This is a genomic window from Candidatus Puniceispirillum marinum IMCC1322 (assembly GCF_000024465.1).
GTDB classification, from domain to species: Bacteria; Pseudomonadota; Alphaproteobacteria; order Puniceispirillales; family Puniceispirillaceae; genus Puniceispirillum; species Puniceispirillum marinum.
Map to the genome: position 1 here is coordinate 1,577,914 of NC_014010.1, position 20,004 is coordinate 1,597,917.

Annotated in this window: 20 protein-coding genes; 12 read left to right on the forward strand and 8 right to left on the reverse strand. The window is 48.9% G+C overall.

Annotation, left to right across the window (positions count from 1 at the left end):
• Positions 1 to 130: 130 nt before the first annotated feature.
• The gene (locus tag SAR116_RS07335) at positions 131 to 730 is read right to left on the reverse strand and encodes a superoxide dismutase (RefSeq protein ID WP_013046292.1); all 600 of its coding nucleotides are present in this window, start codon (positions 728 to 730) and stop codon (positions 131 to 133) included.
• Positions 731 to 900: 170 nt separating this feature from the next.
• Here SAR116_RS07335 and SAR116_RS07340 point away from each other — a divergent pair, with 170 nt between their 5' ends.
• Together SAR116_RS07340 and SAR116_RS07345 are read left to right on the forward strand one after the other, a co-directional pair.
• Entirely contained in the window at positions 901 to 1,518 is a 618-nt protein-coding gene (locus SAR116_RS07340; RefSeq protein ID WP_049757579.1) for a gamma carbonic anhydrase family protein, read from the forward strand.
• 74 nt (positions 1,519 to 1,592) lie between these two features.
• A complete protein-coding gene (locus SAR116_RS07345) occupies positions 1,593 to 3,044 on the forward strand; it encodes an NAD-dependent succinate-semialdehyde dehydrogenase (RefSeq protein ID WP_013046294.1) in 1,452 nt (483 codons plus the stop codon).
• A 68-nt stretch (positions 3,045 to 3,112) separates the two neighbouring features.
• Here SAR116_RS07345 and SAR116_RS07350 read toward each other — a convergent pair whose 3' ends face one another.
• Positions 3,113 to 3,982 carry an NAD(P)-dependent oxidoreductase gene (locus SAR116_RS07350; RefSeq protein ID WP_013046295.1) on the reverse strand — a complete coding sequence of 290 codons (870 nt, stop codon included), beginning with the start codon at positions 3,980 to 3,982 and terminating at the stop codon, positions 3,113 to 3,115.
• Between the two features lie 135 nt (positions 3,983 to 4,117).
• On the opposite strand from SAR116_RS07350, the gene hpt reads away from it, so the two are divergent.
• Positions 4,118 to 4,660: a hypoxanthine phosphoribosyltransferase gene (hpt, locus tag SAR116_RS07355; protein WP_013046296.1), complete on the forward strand. Its 543-nt coding sequence runs from the start codon at positions 4,118 to 4,120 to the stop codon at positions 4,658 to 4,660.
• A 47-nt stretch (positions 4,661 to 4,707) separates the two neighbouring features.
• On the opposite strand, the gene SAR116_RS07360 is transcribed toward hpt, so the two are convergent.
• Together SAR116_RS07360 and SAR116_RS07365 are read right to left on the reverse strand one after the other, a co-directional pair.
• Entirely contained in the window at positions 4,708 to 6,036 is a 1,329-nt protein-coding gene (locus tag SAR116_RS07360; protein ID WP_013046297.1) for a M24 family metallopeptidase, read from the reverse strand.
• A gap of 87 nt (positions 6,037 to 6,123) precedes the next feature.
• Entirely contained in the window at positions 6,124 to 7,122 is a 999-nt protein-coding gene (locus SAR116_RS07365) for an MDR family oxidoreductase (RefSeq protein ID WP_013046298.1), read from the reverse strand.
• A gap of 341 nt (positions 7,123 to 7,463) precedes the next feature.
• On the opposite strand from SAR116_RS07365, the gene SAR116_RS07370 reads away from it, so the two are divergent.
• From SAR116_RS07370 to SAR116_RS07385, 4 genes are all read left to right on the forward strand, one after another.
• Positions 7,464 to 8,015: a SiaB family protein kinase gene (locus SAR116_RS07370; protein WP_013046299.1), complete on the forward strand. Its 552-nt coding sequence runs from the start codon at positions 7,464 to 7,466 to the stop codon at positions 8,013 to 8,015.
• A 10-nt stretch (positions 8,016 to 8,025) separates the two neighbouring features.
• A complete protein-coding gene (locus SAR116_RS07375; RefSeq protein ID WP_013046300.1) occupies positions 8,026 to 8,415 on the forward strand; it encodes a DUF1987 domain-containing protein in 390 nt (129 codons plus the stop codon).
• Positions 8,408 to 9,415, forward strand: a complete 1,008-nt coding sequence (locus SAR116_RS07380; protein ID WP_013046301.1) for an adenylate/guanylate cyclase domain-containing protein — start codon at positions 8,408 to 8,410, stop codon at positions 9,413 to 9,415. The genes SAR116_RS07375 and SAR116_RS07380 overlap by 8 nt, the downstream gene beginning before the upstream one ends.
• Before the next feature lie 117 nt (positions 9,416 to 9,532).
• Positions 9,533 to 9,835 (forward strand): hypothetical protein, encoded by a 303-nt coding sequence (locus tag SAR116_RS07385; RefSeq protein WP_013046302.1) that lies wholly within the window; start codon positions 9,533 to 9,535, stop codon positions 9,833 to 9,835.
• A 1-nt stretch (position 9,836) separates the two neighbouring features.
• Here SAR116_RS07385 and SAR116_RS07390 read toward each other — a convergent pair whose 3' ends face one another.
• Positions 9,837 to 11,657 carry a SpoIIE family protein phosphatase gene (locus tag SAR116_RS07390; protein WP_041860845.1) on the reverse strand — a complete coding sequence of 607 codons (1,821 nt, stop codon included), beginning with the start codon at positions 11,655 to 11,657 and terminating at the stop codon, positions 9,837 to 9,839.
• Between the two features lie 55 nt (positions 11,658 to 11,712).
• Positions 11,713 to 12,102, reverse strand: a complete 390-nt coding sequence (locus SAR116_RS07395) for a hypothetical protein (RefSeq protein ID WP_013046304.1) — start codon at positions 12,100 to 12,102, stop codon at positions 11,713 to 11,715.
• Between the two features lie 127 nt (positions 12,103 to 12,229).
• Here SAR116_RS07395 and SAR116_RS07400 point away from each other — a divergent pair, with 127 nt between their 5' ends.
• The gene (locus SAR116_RS07400; RefSeq protein WP_013046305.1) at positions 12,230 to 12,778 is read left to right on the forward strand and encodes a tetratricopeptide repeat protein; all 549 of its coding nucleotides are present in this window, start codon (positions 12,230 to 12,232) and stop codon (positions 12,776 to 12,778) included.
• Between the two features lie 34 nt (positions 12,779 to 12,812).
• On the opposite strand, the gene SAR116_RS07405 is transcribed toward SAR116_RS07400, so the two are convergent.
• Positions 12,813 to 13,769 (reverse strand): NAD(P)-dependent oxidoreductase, encoded by a 957-nt coding sequence (locus SAR116_RS07405; RefSeq protein ID WP_013046306.1) that lies wholly within the window; start codon positions 13,767 to 13,769, stop codon positions 12,813 to 12,815.
• A gap of 124 nt (positions 13,770 to 13,893) precedes the next feature.
• Positions 13,894 to 15,339, reverse strand: coding sequence for a pyruvate kinase (gene pyk / locus SAR116_RS07410; RefSeq protein WP_013046307.1), 1,446 nt, complete (start codon positions 15,337 to 15,339; stop codon positions 13,894 to 13,896).
• A 340-nt stretch (positions 15,340 to 15,679) separates the two neighbouring features.
• On the opposite strand from pyk, the gene SAR116_RS13720 reads away from it, so the two are divergent.
• From SAR116_RS13720 to SAR116_RS07425, 4 genes are all read left to right on the forward strand, one after another.
• The gene (locus SAR116_RS13720; protein WP_013046308.1) at positions 15,680 to 15,844 is read left to right on the forward strand and encodes a hypothetical protein; all 165 of its coding nucleotides are present in this window, start codon (positions 15,680 to 15,682) and stop codon (positions 15,842 to 15,844) included.
• A 329-nt stretch (positions 15,845 to 16,173) separates the two neighbouring features.
• The gene (locus SAR116_RS07415) at positions 16,174 to 17,154 is read left to right on the forward strand and encodes a taurine ABC transporter substrate-binding protein (RefSeq protein ID WP_013046309.1); all 981 of its coding nucleotides are present in this window, start codon (positions 16,174 to 16,176) and stop codon (positions 17,152 to 17,154) included.
• 133 nt (positions 17,155 to 17,287) lie between these two features.
• Complete coding sequence (locus tag SAR116_RS07420) at positions 17,288 to 18,037, forward strand: ABC transporter ATP-binding protein (protein ID WP_013046310.1); 750 nt, start codon at positions 17,288 to 17,290, stop codon at positions 18,035 to 18,037.
• Complete coding sequence (locus tag SAR116_RS07425) at positions 18,030 to 19,958, forward strand: ABC transporter permease (RefSeq protein WP_013046311.1); 1,929 nt, start codon at positions 18,030 to 18,032, stop codon at positions 19,956 to 19,958. The genes SAR116_RS07420 and SAR116_RS07425 overlap by 8 nt, the downstream gene beginning before the upstream one ends.
• Positions 19,959 to 20,004 lie beyond the last annotated feature (46 nt).

Consider the following 20,004-nt stretch of genomic DNA (forward strand, 5'->3'; position numbering starts at 1 on the left):
CGAATAGCAGACTATCGATTCTCTTAATCTAACTTCCAAATATGGCAAAAATCAGCCGCAAAAATGACAGAACCCGCCAGCGATTCTGGCGGATTCAATCATGTGCGGTCATGTCACGACGACATTATGGCTAAAGTTGTGCCGCCACAAATTCCCAATTGACCAGATTATCGAGGAAATTCGACAGGTAATCCGGACGCTTGTTGCGGAAATCGATATAGTATGAATGTTCCCATACATCACAACCAAGCAAAGCTGTCTGACCAAAACATAGGGGATTAACGCCATTTTCGGTCTTGGTGACTTGCAAGCCACCATCAGCATTCTTTACCAGCCAGCACCAGCCCGAACCAAATTGTGACGCGCCCGCAGCTTTAAACGCATCATTAAACGCATCAACACTGCCAAAGCTCTCAACCAGTGCCTTTTCCAGTTCAGATGGCATGGCTGTTTTGCCAGGCCCCATCATCTCCCAGAACTGCATATGGTTCCAGTGCTGTGACGCATTGTTGAATATACCATTCTGCGCCACCGCATCAGCTTGATAAGTGCCGGTAATGATATCTTCGAGTGATTTGTTTTCCCACTCGGTGCCTGCAACCAGTTTATTGCCATTAACGACATAGGCGTTGTGGTGCAGGTCGTGATGATATTCTAGGGTTTCTGCGCTCATGCCAAGTCCGGCTAACGCATCATGTGAATAAGGTAGGTCGGGTAGTGTGAATGCCATATCAGCCTCCGGATGTTACGAGAAATTATTCTAACCCCTTCATACACCTCATTTCATTTTCGATAAACATTAAGATGAAAAAATGTATATAATTCTTATAATAAAATTTGGTGTCCTATGATCAGCAAGATGATGCAAACAGGGGCACCGACAGACAAGAGATGAAGAAGATGACCGAAGACAGCCATAATATTCTGGCCGCACCGCATAAGCCATACATAGCGCCATTCATGGGGATGTTACCCGAAATTGACGCCTCAGCTTTTATCGCCGCAACCGCTGCCATTATTGGCGCCGTGCGCATTGGCAAAAACAGCAGTATCTGGCATCAGGTCACCGTACGTGGCGACAATAACTATATAACTATCGGCGAAGGCACTAATATCCAGGATAATAGCTGCGTTCATATCGACAGCATCACATATCCGACAATCATCGGCAATTTTGTCACTATCGGTCATAGCGCGATTATTCATGCCTGTACGATTGGCGATTATGGCTTTGTCGGCATGGGCGGGATTGTCATGGATGGTGCCACGATCGAAGCTACTGGCATGCTGGCTGCCGGGGCTATGCTGACAGCGGGCAAGACCATTCCGGCTGGTGAATTATGGGCAGGCCGACCAGCCAAGAAAATGCGCGATCTGACAGCCAAAGAACTGACATTCAATCAACGCTCGGCACATCATTATATCGAAGTCGCGCGGGCGCATCGCCTTGGCGAGGATGGCGCACCATTTGATAACATGCATTACCGCCCTTTGCCGCCGCTTGCGAATAAGACGTAATAACTTGAAAATCATACGCACTCGGTGCATGAACAAATGCAACCTGATCTGGAAGACATGATGGAGACAATTTGATGCACTTAAAAAATCCTGCTTTACTGCGATCCGAAGCCTATATTAATGGCGCGTGGGTATCGGCGGCTGATGGGAAAACCTTTGCCGTACATAATCCGGTATCAGGCGAGGTGATTGCACAGGTTGCTGATCTGGGCGCAGCCGAAATCACCGCAGCGATTGACGCATCAGTTCCAGCCCAAAAAGCATGGGCCGCGCGCACCGCCAAGGATCGCGCTGTGGTTATGCGCAAATGGTATGATCTGGCCATGGCGAATGCTGATGATCTTGCTGTGATTCTGACCACCGAAATGGGCAAGCCGCTTAGCGAAGCTAAAGGTGAAATCGCCTATGGCTCCAGCTTTATTGACTGGTTCGCCGAAGAAGCGCGCCGGATTAGCGGTGACGTTCTGGAAAGCCCCATACCTGGCAAGCGCATGCTCACATTGAAACAGCCAATCGGTGTGTTTGGCGCGATCACCCCGTGGAATTTTCCCAATGCCATGATTACCCGCAAGGTCGCCCCCGGTATTGCCGCAGGTTGTGCCTGTGTGCTGAAGCCGGCTGAACAGACACCCCTGTCCGCACTGGCATTGGCGGTGCTGGCACATGAAGCGGGTATTCCTGCAGGCGTCTTGAATATTGTTACTGGTATGGATGCCCCCGCCATTGGCAAAGCCTTGTGTGATGATCCACGCATCCGCAAGATGACCTTTACCGGATCAACCGAGGTTGGCCGTATCCTGATGCGTGAATGTGCTGATACGGTCAAGAAGATGAGCCTTGAGCTAGGTGGCAACGCCCCGCTGATCGTATTTGATGATGCTGATCTTGATGACGCTGTCGAAGGCGCTTTACTATCGAAATTCCGTAATGCAGGGCAGACCTGTGTCTGCGCAAACCGGATTTTTGTTCAGGATGGTATTTATGATGCCTTTGCCAAAAAGCTGACCGAACGTGTTGCCAGCATGAAAGTTGGTGACGGTATGGATGCTGGCGTCGAACAGGGGCCGATCATTGACGAACAGGGGTTTGCCAAAATCGTCGCCCATATCGATGACGCCCGTGCCAAAGGCGCAACCGTTACAACTGGCGGCGTGCCGCATGAGCGTGGCGGCACCTTCTTTGCCCCGACCGTGCTGACCGATATGGATAATTCGATGCAGTTATTCAGCGAAGAAACCTTCGGGCCTGTTGCGGGTCTATTCAAATTCTCCGATGAAGCCGAGGTCATCGCCGCTGCTAATGATACCGAATTTGGTCTGGCGGCCTATCTCTTTACCAAAGATGCCGCCCGCCTGTTCCGCGTCAGCGAGGCGCTTGAATATGGCATTGTTTCGGTCAATACGGGTATTTTCTCATCCGAGGTGGGGCCATTTGGTGGCGTCAAGAATTCGGGTCTTGGCCGCGAAGGCTCAAAATACGGCATTGATGAATTTCTGGAAATCAAATTGCTTTGTATTGGTGACTAGCCTTTGCATCGCAAAAGCAAACAAAAGGCCGGAGCGATCCGGCCTTTTCATACGTGTGATTTGCAAAACTAGCTTTTGCGTAACCGCCGGATCAGGCTGGAAGTGTCATTACGGCCATAGCCATCGGCACTCAGCTCGTCATAATATCCGGCAACAATTTTCGTAACTGGCAACGGGGCGCCATTCTGCGCCGCTTCGGCCAGACAGATCCGCAAATCCTTGCGCATCCAGTCAACGGCAAAACCGAAATCAAATTCATTTGCCACCATCGTATGACCACGATTGACCATCTGCCATGATTGCGCCGCGCCGCCTGAAATCGCCTCCAGCAATTTATCCGTATCAAGACCCGCTTCTGTGGCAAAATTCAGGGCTTCCGACAGACCTTGAACCAGACCGGCGATACAGATCTGATTCGCCATCTTGGCTTGCTGACCCTTGCCAGCCCCGCCCATATGCACAACCCGCGCGCTATAGCATTCGATCACTGGCAAAGCCAAGGAAAAGGCATCATCATCACCACCAATCATCACCGTCAGCTTGCCATTTTCGGCACCAGCCTGTCCGCCTGATACTGGCGCGTCAAGTGACGCAAAATTATGCGCCCGCGCCGCCGCATCAAGTTGCCGGGCGACATCCGCCGATACAGTACTATTATCAATATAGACAGCACCTTCGCGCATCGCGCCAAACGCACCTTCGTCACCCAGCGCCACTGCCAGCGCATCCGGATCATCTCCGACACAGGCAAAAACAAAATCCGCACCAGCCGCCGCCAAGGCAGGCGTTGCCGCCATTGTACCACCATGCTTTTCTACCCAGTTTTTAGCTTTTGATGCTGTGCGGTTATAGACCGTAACCTCATGCCCTGCCGCCGCAATATGCCCCGCCATGGGGAAACCCATAACACCTAGACCCAGAAATGCTACCTTTGCCATTTGACTACCCTTTGATTGTTCTAAAATATTCGTGTTGACGTTGAATTGAACCTAGTCATTTTGCGAATGCTGACTATACTCGGCCTCGTAATGATCGCCTTCGGGTCATCCAATCAAGTGGGAATATCTTACCTCATGACTGTATTGTCCAGCCAGCACGAAATTGAAATACTGATTACCGAAACTGAAATTGAGGCACGCACCAATCAGCTGGCACATATTATCTCGGATCACTATAGCGGCACCGAACAGCTAGTCGTGGTTGGCTTGTTGCGTGGCTCATTCATTTTTATTGCCGATCTTGTGCGCCGGCTTGATTTGCCGGTCGAGGTCGATTTCATGACCGTATCTTCCTATGGCGATAAGATGGAATCATCCCGCATGGTTCGTATTCTGAATGATCTGGATGGGTCAATCAAAGACCGTGATGTGCTGATCGTCGAGGATATCATTGATACGGGCCACACATTATCGCAAGTGCTGAAAATCCTGCAGACACGCCAACCAAAATCAATTGCCATCTGCACCCTATTGAATAAGCCATCACGACGCGAAGTCGATGTTGATATTGACTGGGTTGGGTTTGATATCCCTGATGAGTTCGTGATTGGCTATGGCATCGATTTTGCCCAGCAAGGCCGCAATCTGCCGCATATCGGCATCGTCAAAAAACCCTGAATGTTGCCACCGCTTGAAGATAGCGCGTCAAACATGGCACATAAGATTTAGGACAGAAACGCGTCTTCATAACGATATGTCGAAAGCGGTATCGCGCCCTGATCGGTCACCACCACCTGTTCTTCCAGCTTCACGCCATCACGGCCACCAACCGCCCCGACATAGGCTTCAACACACAATGTCATGCCGACTTCAAAACAGCCGCCATAGCCATGGTGTTCGACATCTTCCGGATAGCGCACAGACGGATATTCGTCACACAGCCCAACACCATGTGCCAGCACACCATAGCGCAAGGCGCGGTATTCTTCGGGCAGCCGATGCGCAATGCGGGTCATATCGGCAAAACGCATACCAGGCTCGATCAGCCCGATATTAGTCATCACATGGTCATAAGCCACCTGGTAAAGATGTTTTTGCGCGTCACTTGGCGAACCATCACCCACCAGCCATGTACGCGAAATATCGCAACAATAACCATAGGTACCCACAAGATCAGTATCAAAGGCCATCAGATCGCCATCCTGCATGATGCGCGGGCCACATTCCTGAAACCACGGATTGGTGCGTGGGCCCGATGACAGGATCCGCGTTTCAATCCATTCACCCCCACGCTTGATATTGCCCGCGTGTAATGTTGCCCATAATTCATTTTCACTGATGCCGGCACGCATTTCATCACGCATTTCTTCAACTGCTAATTCGCATGTGGCAATTGCACAGCGCATGGCATTCAGCTCATTCTCATTCTTGATCGAACGTCCATGCTCGGTCAGCACCTGCCCTTCAAGCACCTCGACGCCAAGCCCCACCAAAGCGGCATAGCCAAGATTTTCCATTTTATCGACAGCCAGACGTTTATTGCCTGGCGCATAATGATGCATGATGTCGAGCATCTGATCGGCAAAAGCTTTCGCCGCCTCAGCGGTTCTGTCACCTGTTTCAAAATAAAAGAAACTAGCGCCACCACGAAGTTCCCCCACCAGCGGTAAATGCGCCGATAGATGTTCACAGTTATGAAAATCCCACAGAATCATCTTACCTTCGGGCGGTACAAAACAGGCACGCGCCATATTATGCGACGTCCATAACTGCATATTGGTCGCGTCGGTTGCATAGCGGATATTCAGCGGGTCAAACAGTAACAGACCAGCGCAATCATGAATGCGGATCTGCTGTTGCAAACGCTCAAGACGATAGGCCCGCAACGCAGGCATATCTGGTGCGGTGAGCCCGAGTTGTTTCCATTCTTCAAAAGCCAAAGCCGTTGGGCCTATTTCCACCCGGTCATTATCATCAGGCGTATTATCCGGTTTCAAATGCAAACGCCGCGTCGGATCAATCTTGCGGTTCGATCCTACAATCAACTGATTCATAACATCCTCCAGCAAAGCTCTATCTGCTCACGCTGAACCTGTTTTTAAAAACCTTCAAGCATTTTCTAAATAATGGTTAGCCCAAAATCAGGCATTCACATCAACAAGAACACGCCCCTGAATCTGACCTTCAAGAATATCGGCACAATGGCTTGGCACATCCGCCAGCCCGACAACCGTGACAGCATCATTCAGCTTATCGATAGGCAGATCACTGGCAATACGTGACCAGGCGGTGACGCGCCGCGCAAACGGGCATGATGCCGAATCGATACCAATCAGCCCGATACCGCGCAGCAAAAACGGAATGACCGTCGTTGACAATGTATTGCCGCCCGCATTACCCACCGCAGCAACAGTCGCATTGGGCTTCATTTGCGTCAGCACTCGCGCCAGAATTTTCCCGCCAACAGCATCGATACAGCCAGCCCAGCGCGCTGATTCCATTGGGCGACCGGTTTCCTCTTCAAGATCAGCCCGGGCAATAATAGTGCCTGCGCCAAGCCCTGTCAGATAATCAGCAATTTCTGGACGTCCTGTCATCGCTGTTACCTCATAACCAGTAGCGGCCAACAATGCCGTGGCAATGGATCCAACGCCACCACCGGCACCTGTTAACAGAATTTCACCGTCATGCTTTTGTAATCCACGATCTTCCAACGTCAGAATTGACAGCATTGCGGTCAAGCCTGCCGTACCAACCGACATGGCATCGCGCGTAGTCAAACCTTTGGGAAGCGGCACCAACCAGTCTGCTTTGACTTTGGCGCGCTGGGCAAAACCGCCCCACCAGACCTCGCCAACACGCCAGCCTGTGAGAATAACCTTATCACCAGCACTGTAGCGATCATCCTCGCTCGAAATGACCTCGCCAGCAAAATCGATGCCCGGAATATGTGGATAGCTTTTCACCAGACCGCGTTGTCCAGCAAAACATAGACCGTCTTTATAATTGACAGTCGAATATTCAACCGCAATCAGCACGTCCCCCTCGGCAGGCAATTCGGACTCGTCAAGCTGTTCGACGGCGTGACTGAGATTTTCATCATCATCTCGGTTCAGGACAAGTGCGTTAAATTTTGACATTGATTTCTCCACTATCGGTGGCTACATGCCACGCGCAAACTATGCGCCGATAACAGCAATTTTAAGCGCATCTGCCAAGTCCTAAACGGATAGCAGCTAGTTTTTATGGCACTCAAACCTTGCTTGTTACACAATATCGCTTTGAAAAGTGGATTTAGAGTGATGTGCAAACCATCCTTAAGACACCCCATAACGCCGTTTTACCCTCAAATAACATCTATATGGGCTTCACGCCTATGTAACAGATGGGCATCAAAATTAGAAAAAACTTGAGTAAAACCTTAATTAGAAAGATTATTTATTCAGACCAACAAACCGGGTGATGATAACAGGCGTTTATAATGGACTTCGAAAAGTTTAATAAATTTGGGTCGCTTTTGCTGAAAGATGAGTTTGTCCTGAGCTATAGCGGTTACGCTTCCGAAGATGTTCTCCATTCAATGGGGGAAACATTGCGCCAGAGACTTGCTGATCACACCGAAGATAAAGGCAAAATCAAGCATGTCTTCTCGGTCTTTGTTGAACTTATGCAGAATTTGATCCGTTATGGTGCCGAAGGACCGCATCCGACACCAAAGACAGGGAGCCGGCAAGCCTTTGGTTTGATCATGGTGATACAAAATGGTCCCTCAATTGAAGTCATGTCGGGAAATTATGTTTCAAAAGATGAAGCAAATGACTTGGTAAATAGAGTTAATGAACTCAATGATAAGTCCGCAGATCAGTTACGGGCACTTTACCGGGAAAAATTACGACAACCGCCGCATGAAGGAAGTAAAGGTGCCTCAATAGGGCTGGTTGAAGTGGCCCGCCGTGCATCGGCGCCACTATCATGTACGGTTGAGGACACAAATCAGGGCTATTCATTTTTTATGATTAAGGCGCGCATCTAGAGGATATTGGATGACCAATCTAAATATTGTCGCTACATCACGAACACCAAAGATTACATTTAAAACAAAAGCTGGCACGTTGCTTATTGAGGGAGAGTCATATCCTGAAGATGTGACAGGTTTTTATGACCCTGTTTTTGCCGCCGTCAACGACTATCTGAAATCGCCTGACGCCAAGCTGGATGTAGATATAAAGCTTATTTATTTTAATTCATCCTCGGCGCGCGCGCTTATGGAACTTCTGGATATGATGGATGCTGCCGGCGCCGAAGGTGCCAGGGTATCTATCAGATGGTATTGCGATGGTGATGATGATATTACCCGCGAATTTGCCGAGGATATTTCTGCCGATATTGAGCATATCAGCATTGATATTTTTGAGCTGACGCGCGATGACTAAATCGCAATCCGATCTATCAAAACACATACACAATATATTAGAAACAGACACACCGGCACCCTTATTACGTGCCGGATTACAAGACCTGCTCAAAGCCTATGAACGCCAGACACGGCAAATGAACAGGCTGGTTACACTTTCTGATGCCAATGCCGATAAATTGCAATTGACCAACCGCAAGCTTGAGCTTTTATCGCAGAACCTGTCTCGTTTTGTGGCACAGACCGTTGTCGATAGTCTGGCGGCGGGTAACGACGATACATTAAAAAAGATAAAGCGGAGTGAATTGACACTGTTTTTCTCCGATATCGTAGGATTTACGGGTATGACCGATGATTTAGCGCCTGAGCAGATGGCGTGGCTTATGAATGATTATTTCACCGAAATGACCCATATATGTAACCGCTGGGGCGGCACACTAGATCAGTTCATTGGTGATGCTATTGTGATTTTCTTTGGCAATCCGTTCAGTAACGGGCTGGATGCTGATGCCCGCGCGGCCGTTCATATGGCGCTGGAGATGCAGCAACGGCTGTCTGTTTTGCGCGAAAAATGGAAAGCTGCAGGCATTCAGATACCGATGCATGTTCGTATGGGCATAAGTTCGGGGTTTTGCACCGTGGGTAATTTTGGTTCTAGCGAACGTCTGCATTATACAGCAATCGGACGCGTCGTGAACGAGGCAGCACGGACACAGGCTTTATGCCCGGTGGACAAGGTGCTTGTCACCGAAAATACATATAATCTGGTTCGTGATCAAATCAGTTGCAAAGCATGTGACATCGCAGCATCGGTTGGGCCGCATCAAAAGGTCAATTTGTTCGAACCACTCGAGACACAGGCAGAAACACTGACGAATAGCCCACCAGATGAACGGCTGATCGTGGGCAATTCTGACGGTTTTAAATTGTATTTTGATAGCAACAAGGTGACCGAAACAGGCAAGGTAAAAATCCTGCTGGAAGATGCGTTAAAATCCCTTAGTGAAAAACAAACATAGATAAAACAGGTGACCTGTAAAATTAATAGGCCGTATAAAGTAATACAGCACGCAAAAGACGCCACCACAAGACAAGGTTCTGCCGTGGTTGCCTGAACGTTAAATTGGAATGCCATAATGGAACCAAAAATAGCACGGATTTACCAGCGCACTTTTAAAACACAGGATGATGCCCAAGCATTTATCCATGCTACCAGAATCGTTGAAGAGCGCGTTTCTGCGGTTGATGCCAGATATCGCGTTTATCAATTACGCGAAAACCCGCTGATTCTGTTCGAAATCTGGGAATATCCAGATCATGATGCGATGGAATGGGTACAGACATCAATGGAAGGTGCTGGTGCTGTGCCACGCGCCTTTAACCCAGACACGGTCAGCTATACAGCCGATATCGCCGTAGCATATGATTTTGAAGAATAGGTTAGTCTTTTTGCGACGGCTTGAACGCTAGGACAGTCACGTCGTCACGTCGTTCTTCGGAACCTTGCCAGTCTTTCAGAGTTTTTGCCAGAAACCGTGCCAGTTTACTAGGGTCATTTCCCTCTACACGATCCAGCGCCTCGGCAAACCGCCGACTTCCAAAGACCCGCTTTTCAGCCGACCCTACCTGCGTGATGAGACCATCAGTCGCGATCACAAAACTGTTTGTATCGATGTTGATATCATAGGTTTTAAAATCTGGCAGCTTGGCATTCACATTGTAGCCAAGCATGGCCTTGTCAGCACGCAATCTTGTGGCTGCCCCGGTTTCAGGCACCAGATAAAGATCCATTGATGCGCCACAAAATTCTAGCCTGTCATGATCTTTGCTAAACCTTAGTACTGCACAATCGAGCCCATCTTTGCCGGCAGACAAATCCGATGAAAGACCAAGTGCCGCGCAAACACCATCATGTAGTTTATACATCAGTTCCGGCCCCGAAAGGGCACTTGACGTTGACACGGCTATCTGGTCAAGAACCGACGTGACAATCAGTGTCATGAACGCCCCTGGCACACCATGGCCAGTACAATCAAAAAATACCAGATAGTCCTGATTGCCAATCTTTTTGAGCCAGTAGAAGTCACCCCCCACCAGATCCTTGGGTTGCCAAATTGCAATTGTTTTCCCCAAAATCGCTGTCATATACTTTCGATCGCAAAGTAAGGCTCGCTGGATATTACTTGCATATTGAAGCGAATCATTGATGTCGCGACTGGTTTCTTCCAACAAACGTGCCCGCAATTTCTGAACCGTTATGTCCGAACCTGTGCCCCGATAACCCGTAAACACATCTGCCTCGTCAAAAACGGGTTTGCCATTAATCGACACCCATTTGACATTGCCGTCGCCATCAACAAGTTGATATTCTAGATTGCGAAATTCTTCATGCCGCTTCATCAGCTTTGTATGCTGACGCAGCATTTCATTTTCGGCTTCCCCGGCGTTAAGATTGGTATGCGATTTCCCAATCACATCCTCATCACGTAATGCGAAAAGGTCAAAAAACCGTTCTGAAATAAATGTAAAATTCAGATTTTCATCCATTTCATAGAACCAGTCACCTGAAATTTCGGCAAGGTCTTTGAAGCGCTGTTCACTCTTGACCAGCGAGTTCTGATAACGGTTTAAGCGGCGCATATAATAGCGCGATGCCGCCGCCAGCTTATTATAGACATCGACCATGGCGCCCAGCTCATCATTACGAACCCGCTTGGCGAGCACCGGATTTTCCGGCGAGGCAACGATCATCGCCGATTTCAGCAAATCAAGTGGGCGCAATACTACATTGCGGAATGACAAGACTAGCGCGCAAAAGATCAACAGGATGATGATAAAAATCGTAGCCGCAAATAAAGCCGTTTCCAGATACAGATCACGATTTGAAATACTTTCATCGATCCGTAAAGTCAGCACACGCCCGGGCTGGGTAAAACTTTGGTCAAATGTCATGGTCTCACCAACCATGGGAAGCTTTGCACACCCAATCGCTGGCCACGACAAGACCAGCGCACCATCATCCAAAATATCGACACATTGAACATAATGAAACGCCGCAAACAAACGTAAAATACGCCGCGCCTCGGCGCGCTGATCATTCGCAAGCGTTCCTTCCAGAAGCGGTGCGCTTATATGCACCGTATTGGCAAGTTCTACCGCCATCCGGTTTGAGGTATTACTCGACCGATACTGATAGAAACCGGCAACAGCAACCAGACTCACCAAGGTAGCCGAAGCAAGACACAAAAGAAAAAATCGCATAAATAGGCTGTTCCGCGAAAATATTCTTGCCCATCCTGCCTTGGACAACATGGTGTCAAGAGCCTGAATTGGCGATGGCTTTGCGGAGCAGGTCACGCTGGTTCATCATCACATCGACGACCATCCATCCGTTTGTGCCGTTTCGCACCAGAAAATCAGCTTCATATTTCTTACCTGCTGCATCGAACATTTCAATACAGAGAAAATAATCCGTCCCGTAGGGTATAATGCGCGGATGGATTGCTCCTGGAAACACCGCCACACGAACACCCGTGTCACGCTCAATCACCCCAAAGGCGCCCGCCTCGTCTGCGGCCTCTTCTAAAAATGTAATCATCGTTGTCTGTAATTGCGCTTTGGTAACAGCGTCCAGGTTTGACGCGCTTACATGATGCGGCATAATCACCAGCCACAGGCTGGCCATGAATATATACACAGCTTTCATTCGACACTCCATTTCAGTGTCGAATTACTTTAATGGCGTTAGTGTATTGGCCAAAGCACGATATTGGCCTTTACCAAAAAACATGCCGCACTCTTGGAAAATGGAAAATAAAGTCTATATTTAAATTATGCGGTATCTGAAAATAATCATATTAATACTGACATTGACGCCAGCGCCTGCTGCCGCTGATCAGACCAACCCTGCGCTGAACGACCTATTTCGGTCATTACAGGTAACAACAGCCACCAAAGCCAGAGACATAGAAAGCAAAATCTGGTCTTTATGGGTTGTGCATGACAGCAACCCGGATGCAACCGGCATGATGCGCCTAGGCATTGAGATGATGCAGGCTAATCAGCTTGCCGAAGCCACCACTATTTTTTCCCGCCTCATCGATACGCAACCTGATTTCGCCGAAGCGTGGAACAAGCGCGCGACTGTGCGATATATGTTGGGTGATCACGACGGATCCAAAGCCGACATTGTCGAGGTATTAGAACGTGAGCCTCGCCATTTTGGTGCCTTGTCAGGGCTAGCCATGATCCACATGCAAAACGGCAATCTAAAAGGCGCATTAAATGCCTATGAAGCGGCCTTGCTGATAAACCCCTTCATGCTCAATGCCCAGACGATGATCGATGCTCTAAAGCAAAAATTGCAAGGCCAAGCATTATAAGCTGTCAGCCCGCGCCTTGCAGATCAAATGATCACTATGATTTTGGAACCACTTCATACCCTGGCGCTTCTGGCTCATCATCAGTCATTTCAGCCGGGAAGCCGGGGGCCAGAATATCAACGCCAACCGCTTCTTCCAGCCTTTTGATGATATTTGGTGACCACTCGCGTGAGCCAAAACGACTTTGGCCATCTTTGAAAATTTCAATCAATTTTGGCGATATTTCCAGTGGTACACCTGCCCGATCGGCAATATCCTGAAACAGGCTGATATCTTTGATCACCAGATCCATCGTAAAGTTAATATCGCGGCTACCATTCAGAATGACCTGGCTTTCGGTTTCGTGAACAAATGAATTACCCGACGAAATGCGAATGGCTTCATAGGTTGTGTTAAGGTCCATGCCAGCCATTTTGGATGTTACCAGCGCCTCACATACAGTCACCAGATTCGCCGTAGCCAGATAGTTGGTCATCACCTTCAGCACCGAAGCCGATCCCAACGGGCCTGTATGTAATACGCGGCGTCCCAGGATGGTTAAAACAGGTAGCATTTTTTCAAACACATGCCGGTCACAACCAGCAAAAATAGCAATATTGCCGGTCGCGGCGCGATGACACCCGCCTGAAACCGGACAATCCACCGGAAAGGCACCTGTTGCCAGAACCTTTTCCCCCAATCTTTTAACCTCGGTTTCGTCGGTCGTGCTCATCTCGGCCCAGATTTTGCCTGCCGACAAGCCTGCCAGAATGCCATCTTCGGCTTCCATGACCGCGGCACTGGCGGCTGGTGACGGCAAGCATGTGATGATCACATCACTGGCGGCAGCCATCGCTTGCGGCGAATCAGCCCAGCGCGCGCCTGCGTCCAGAAACGGTTGTGCCACGTCTTTATCAAGATCGCGCACAATCACATCAAATTTATTACGAATGAGGCTGCCAGCAAGCTTGCCACCCACATTTCCCAGTCCGATGAAGCCGACTGTTGTCATCTTGTATCTCCGAATAATGGTTGGGTTAACGCCAATCAATTATGACCCCAACCCATCAGGATCATAATGCGCCACATACCCTATCTACATTTGAAATTAAAATGCAAGTTGGATCAAAGCCGCGCTAGATGCGGACAACCCGCATCGAGTTGGTTGTGCCCGCGATACCAAACGGCATACCCGCCACCACCACAATATGCCCGCCTTTACTAGCCATACCCTTTTTGCGGACAAGGTCGCCTGCTTCGGCAATCGCATTTTCAAAATCATGGCTAAAGGCACTATGCGCTGTTGTTGTCCCCCATAACAGGGCAAGTCTGCGTTGCACTTCCATATGCGGTGTCATCACAATGAAGGGCGTATCAGGACGTTCACGCGCAATCCGGATAGCAGTGTTGCCAGACGTTGAAAACGCAACCATAACATCGGCATCAACCGCATCTGCCAAGGCCACACTGGCGCGGGCAACTGCGTGATAGACCGTTGGCTCGACAGGTAGCTGGGCATATTTACTGGCATCATCCTCACGAATATGCGCTTCGGCGGCGCGTACGATACGTGCCATGATCTCGACCGACTCGATCGGATACGCGCCGGCAGCGGTTTCAGCCGACAGCATGACAGCATCGGTACCGTCAAACACAGCACCCGCAACGTCAGACGCTTCGGCACGGGTTGGCGCAGGTGCGGTAATCATCGATTCCAGCATCTGCGTTGCAACCACAACGGGCTTACCAACCAATCGGCATTTGGCAATAATCTTCTTTTGCCAGGCGGGCACATCCTCGGGAGGCAATTCAACGCCAAGATCCCCACGCGCCACCATTATGCCATCCGAAGCTTCGATAATTGCAGCTAACTCTTTCAAGGCAGCAGGCTTTTCGATTTTAGCCATGAGTGCGGCACGTTTACCAACCAAAGTACGGGCTTCAACCATGTCACTGGCGCGCTGAACAAAGGACAAGGCTACCCAATCAACATTTTTGCTGAGGGCAAATTCCAGATCAGACATATCCTTTTCGGTAAGGGGTTTGGTATCTAGAACGATATCGGGAATATTAACACCCTTGCGGCTTTTTAAAGGGCCACCAACAACAACCTCGGCAACAAAACTGTCATTGCTCAGGCTTTTAACAACCAGAACAAGCTTGCCGTCATCCATCAGAAAGCGGGCGCCAGGATACATAGCGGCAAAGATTTCAGGATGCGGTAGGCCAACACGCGTTGCTGAACCAATCGCCTCATTCTGATCAAAGGTAATTTGATCGCCAGCCTTTACCTCAACGCCATCCGCTACCTCGCCAACACGATATTTTGGCCCCTGCATATCAGCCAATATACAGGTTGGAATTCCTGTTTCGGTTTCGATCTGCCTAATCGCATCAATCCGGGCGCCTTGCTCTTCCTGCGTTCCATGTGAAAAATTCAGGCGAAAAACATTCACCCCCGCATTGATCAGACGCCGCAAGCAATCTGGGTCAGAGGACACATTTCCAATTGTTGCCACAATCTTTGTCGCACGTCTTTGCCCATTTGTGACCATATCTGGAAATGCCTCTAATGCTGTCATGATATAAATTTACCCCCTAGATATGACTTTAATATTACATAAATACACCCTGCTACAGGCAGGTTGCAAAGCTGGTTTAACAGAAGATGTCGTATAACACATTCTGAAAGTTTCAGGCCTATTCCTTAGATTATGTCTATGGCCTGCTTGGCAAAAAGTCACATGAAAATCAGAAAACCTATTGAATTATACGTTCATATACTCATGATATTATAGTTAATAGGAGGGCATTGTGAGAAAAATATTCAAATAGGCTATAACTTTAATCACTAGGCGTAGCTACAATGTCATTTTCTAATGCCGCGCAAGCGTGCAGCTCTATCGAAATGGGTGACTTCGATTGGAACAGCGCAAAACAGAATCCGTGCATCTTGAGACATTTTTGGAAGATTTCATCCCAAGCGTATTGGAGAACCGGCACGTGATTTCTGTTGTCGATGATAAAGGCAATGTGAAAGGCTATATTTCCGATAAGGAATTAAGCCACGCTCTGGTTAAAGGCTAGCAGCCCAATCTACAGGCAAAATCTACAGGCAAAGTCTACAGGCAAAGTCTACAGAAAAGCACTAGACCCCTGCCCATATATATGGGTGGCAAAGAATGAAGCTCACATGATTGTGATTAAACTTCGTTTCATATCCGTCATGTTCAGCCGCCTTTAGAACATTACAAAATCCAATTGTAACAATAAGCTATCAGCAAGTTCACTGTTATTGTTAGCTTGAAAACCTCACAAATTCAGAATAGGCTATCAGAGTATAGACGTGAAATATTAAATTATGCGGCATATCCAAAAGGTTGGATATAAATGCATATACAAGGGAGACTTGAAGAATGAAAAAGATTTTAGGAACTGTAATGGCAATGACTGTTGGTGCAATGGCACTGACAACAGCCACTGTATCACACGCCGCTGATAGCGTTAATGTTGCTTTCTTTCTGGAATGGGCAACCCCAAACCAGATTGCAAAAGTTGACAAGGCCTATGATGAAGCTATGGGCGTTGACGTGAACTGGACTAATTTTGACTCAGGCGTACAGATGAGCGAAGCCATGCTGGCTGGCGATATTGATATTGCTTATTCACAGGGTCTGGCACCATTTGTCACCGCGATCCAGCAGGGCGCACCGCTAAAGATGGTTGGTATTGCTGTTATCTATGAAGCCAATGACTGTTTTGTTAAAAACGGCCTAGGTATCACATCAGCAAATGCGTCCGAGCTTGAAGGCAAAACCGTTGCTGTGCCGTTGAACACAATGGCTGACTTCTCGTTCCGCAAGCAGATGGCGGCTCTGGATGTAGATACATCAACGATGACCATTGTCGATCAAGTCCCTGCCGATGGTGCCGCTTCACTTCGTGATGGTTCGGTTGACATGGCCTGTATCTTTGGTGGTGCATCGGCAGCGGCTGCTGGCGAGGTTGGCAAGCCAATCATGTCATCACAGGAAAAGATGGATGCAGGCATTGGTTCATTTGACGTTGTGTCCGTGACCGAGTCATTCGCCAAAGAAAACCCTGATCTTCTGCGCACCTTCCTTGAAGTGACTGATGAGGCGAACGCCGCATGGATGGCTTCGGACGCACAGCTCAGAAAAGTTGCCGCTGATGCTGGTATGGACCTTAAAACAACGAAAGACCAGATGGCTGGCTTCGTGTTCCCATCTGTTGGTGAGCAGTTGAGTGATTATTTTGGTAAAGACGGTATCGCTGCCGCTGCTGCCGAATCACTTGGCCTAGTCTTCAAAAAGCCAGGGGCTTGGAATGTTGATCAGAAAATCGCCAAAGTTATCACTGGCGAGTTTCTTAACTAATCAACCTTGGTTGACATAAACAAAAAACAAGGCTCGCAAGTCGAGCCTTGTTTGCTACTTATCTATCAATTGGAATATTGAACACATGGCTGATCTGCATTGTAAAGACCTCTGTATGACATTTCGGGATCCGATGTCAGGTTCCAAAATTGAGGCACTGAAGGACATTGAATTTGATCTGAAACATGGTGAAATTCTGACTGTTCTAGGGCCATCTGGATGCGGTAAAACCACATTGCTGAATATGGTTGCTGGCTTTATCACGCCAACCAGCGGTAAGTTGGATCTTGGCGGCGTGCCGATTGAAGCACCAGGCGCCGAACGCGGTATGGTCTTTCAGCAAGGCGCATTATTTGAATGGCTGACCGTGTCCAAGAATGTCGATTTTGGCCTGCGGATGAAAAAGACCGACCCTGAAGAAAACGCCGCCCTTGTTGAAAAATGGCTCGATATTGTTGGCTTGCAGGGATTTGGCGATACACCGACATACCAGCTATCCGGCGGCATGCAACAGCGCGTTGCGCTGGCACGCTGTCTTGTAAATGACCCCGATCTTATTTTGATGGACGAGCCACTTGGTGCGCTTGACGCGTTGACACGCGAAAAAATGCAGTCACTGATTCTCGAATTATGGAAGAAAACAGGTAAAACCATCATCGTTATCACCCACTCGGTTGAGGAAGCCCTATTATTAGGCGAGCGTCTATTTGTAATGGCGCCACGCCCTGGTCGTATCCATCGTGAATATAATCTTCCTTTTGCTGAAATGGGTCTGAAGCGGTCGCTTCGCGAGATCAAACAGGAAAAAGAATTCAGCAAGATCCGCGAAGAAATCCTGACTATGATCTGGGATATGGAAGAGGAGATTATGGGCGGTGTTTGAGTGGCTTTCCGATAACCGGGCGATAATAGCCCTTTTCATGATACTTGCATTGATCGTCAGCTTTATATGGTCGATCTTTGTCGGCTTGAAAGAAACAAAACTGCGCGCCAAAGATGAAGTCTTTGGTGATCCCGAACGCACAAAAGGCGGCTGGTACTGGGCCGTATGCGGTGTATCAGCATTATTGCTTTTGTGGTTCCATTATTCATGGGGTACAGCCCGCGCCGTATTCCCCAACGCCGCCAATGAATTGTGCCAGATTGCTAAAATTGATGAATCCATGGCGTCGATCAGCGCCGCGCTTCCGATTGGTTCGCGTTATCTGAAATCGACAACATTGGTTGTGCGGAATGGCCAGCAAGTTGACAAGCTGGTCGCAAACATGCCAGCAGGTATTTTCAGCGCGCGCGAAGAAGCCGAACTGGATATTGTTCTTCGCGATATGAGCGCCCTGATGGCAACGCTTTCCAACCCAGATTATATCGACCCGAAAGCCATTGCCGAACTGGCTGACGTTGAACGCGCATTGGGTGATCTTGCTTACATCCTTCGTCAAGGGCCAAATGGCGCAACGCCAAGTGCCGCCGCGCTGGCACAACCGAAATGGGGTACTTCGGAAGTTGAAATCCCGATATTGCCTATGACCCCTCGCGGCGTTCTGTTTGATAAAATCAGCGCCGAAGTCATTCCCATCACGGATCAATTCCTCAACATCCGCAACATATCGCCTGAGGCAAAGCAGCTGATCGCCAGCACCAAGGCCACGATTGCAAAACTGAATGAACCGGATCCGTCAATCACCCTTGACGAAGCTGGTGAAAAAACCCGTAAAGCCTATATCAAGTCAGTTGACCGTATCTTTAAACGCCTTGATGACGGTGTTATTTTTCCATCGGCATCAATGCAGGGCATGCATGAAGCTGTTGCCGATCTTTACGACGCTGTAGGTGATGCCAAGGGCGGCCTCGGCATTGTTGAATCGGTGTTTTTCCCGGGACAGGGCATTGTTAAATCACGCACGCAATGTACCGAGCAGGGGCCAGGTCGCTGGTTACCCAAACCTACCGATATCATTGCAACATTTTCGCAATTGGCGAACCCCAATCTGGAAACAGGTGGCGGCTTCAAAGGCACCACTTTACTATGGTGGAAATGGCTGTCCATTGCCGATGTTGTCGCCTTCTTGATTCCTGATGGGCTTGTTGATGCTCTGCCAGGAAGCTATGGCACACACGGCACCGCTGGCGAGTTTAAGCCCAACTATAAGGACAAATTACTGGCTGTGGCACAGGGCGATGTCTATCTAGGCTCAATCCCGATGCTGGACGGTCATATATGGGATTCTCTATTTCGCGTTATTGTTGCCTTGACCTTGGGCATCCTTCTTGGTGTGCCATTGGGCATCTATATGGGTGTGTCACGGTTTTTCAAATCCTTCTTTGACCCGTTGATCGAGCTTTATCGTCCGGTGCCGCCGTTGGCATGGGCGCCGTTGATTCTGACCATTTTTGGCATTCAGGATGATGGTAAAATCTTTCTGCTCTTCATGGTCGCCTTTGCGATCATGGTGATTTCGGCACGCACAGGTGCATCTGGAACGCAATTGTCAAAAATTCGGGCATCGCATTCGCTTGGTGCAACAAACCAGCAAATTATGCGCCATGTCATTCTACCAAATGCCATGCCTGAAATTCTGACCGGTATTCGTATCGCTGTTGGTGTTTGCTGGGGCACGTTGGTTGCTGCCGAAATGCTGGCAGGCACAACCGGACTGGGCTTTATCGAGAATGTGGCGCGGACAGTTGCTGATTACGAGCTGATCTGGGTGACAATCATTTTGCTAGGTATGCTTGGCCTGTTATTTGATATCATCATGCGCTGGGTTATCAGCAAAACCATCCCATGGCGCGGCAAGGGCTAATTCGGCGTCTGTTTCTTTAGGGCTGTCAATGCAGGGTTGTTTGGCA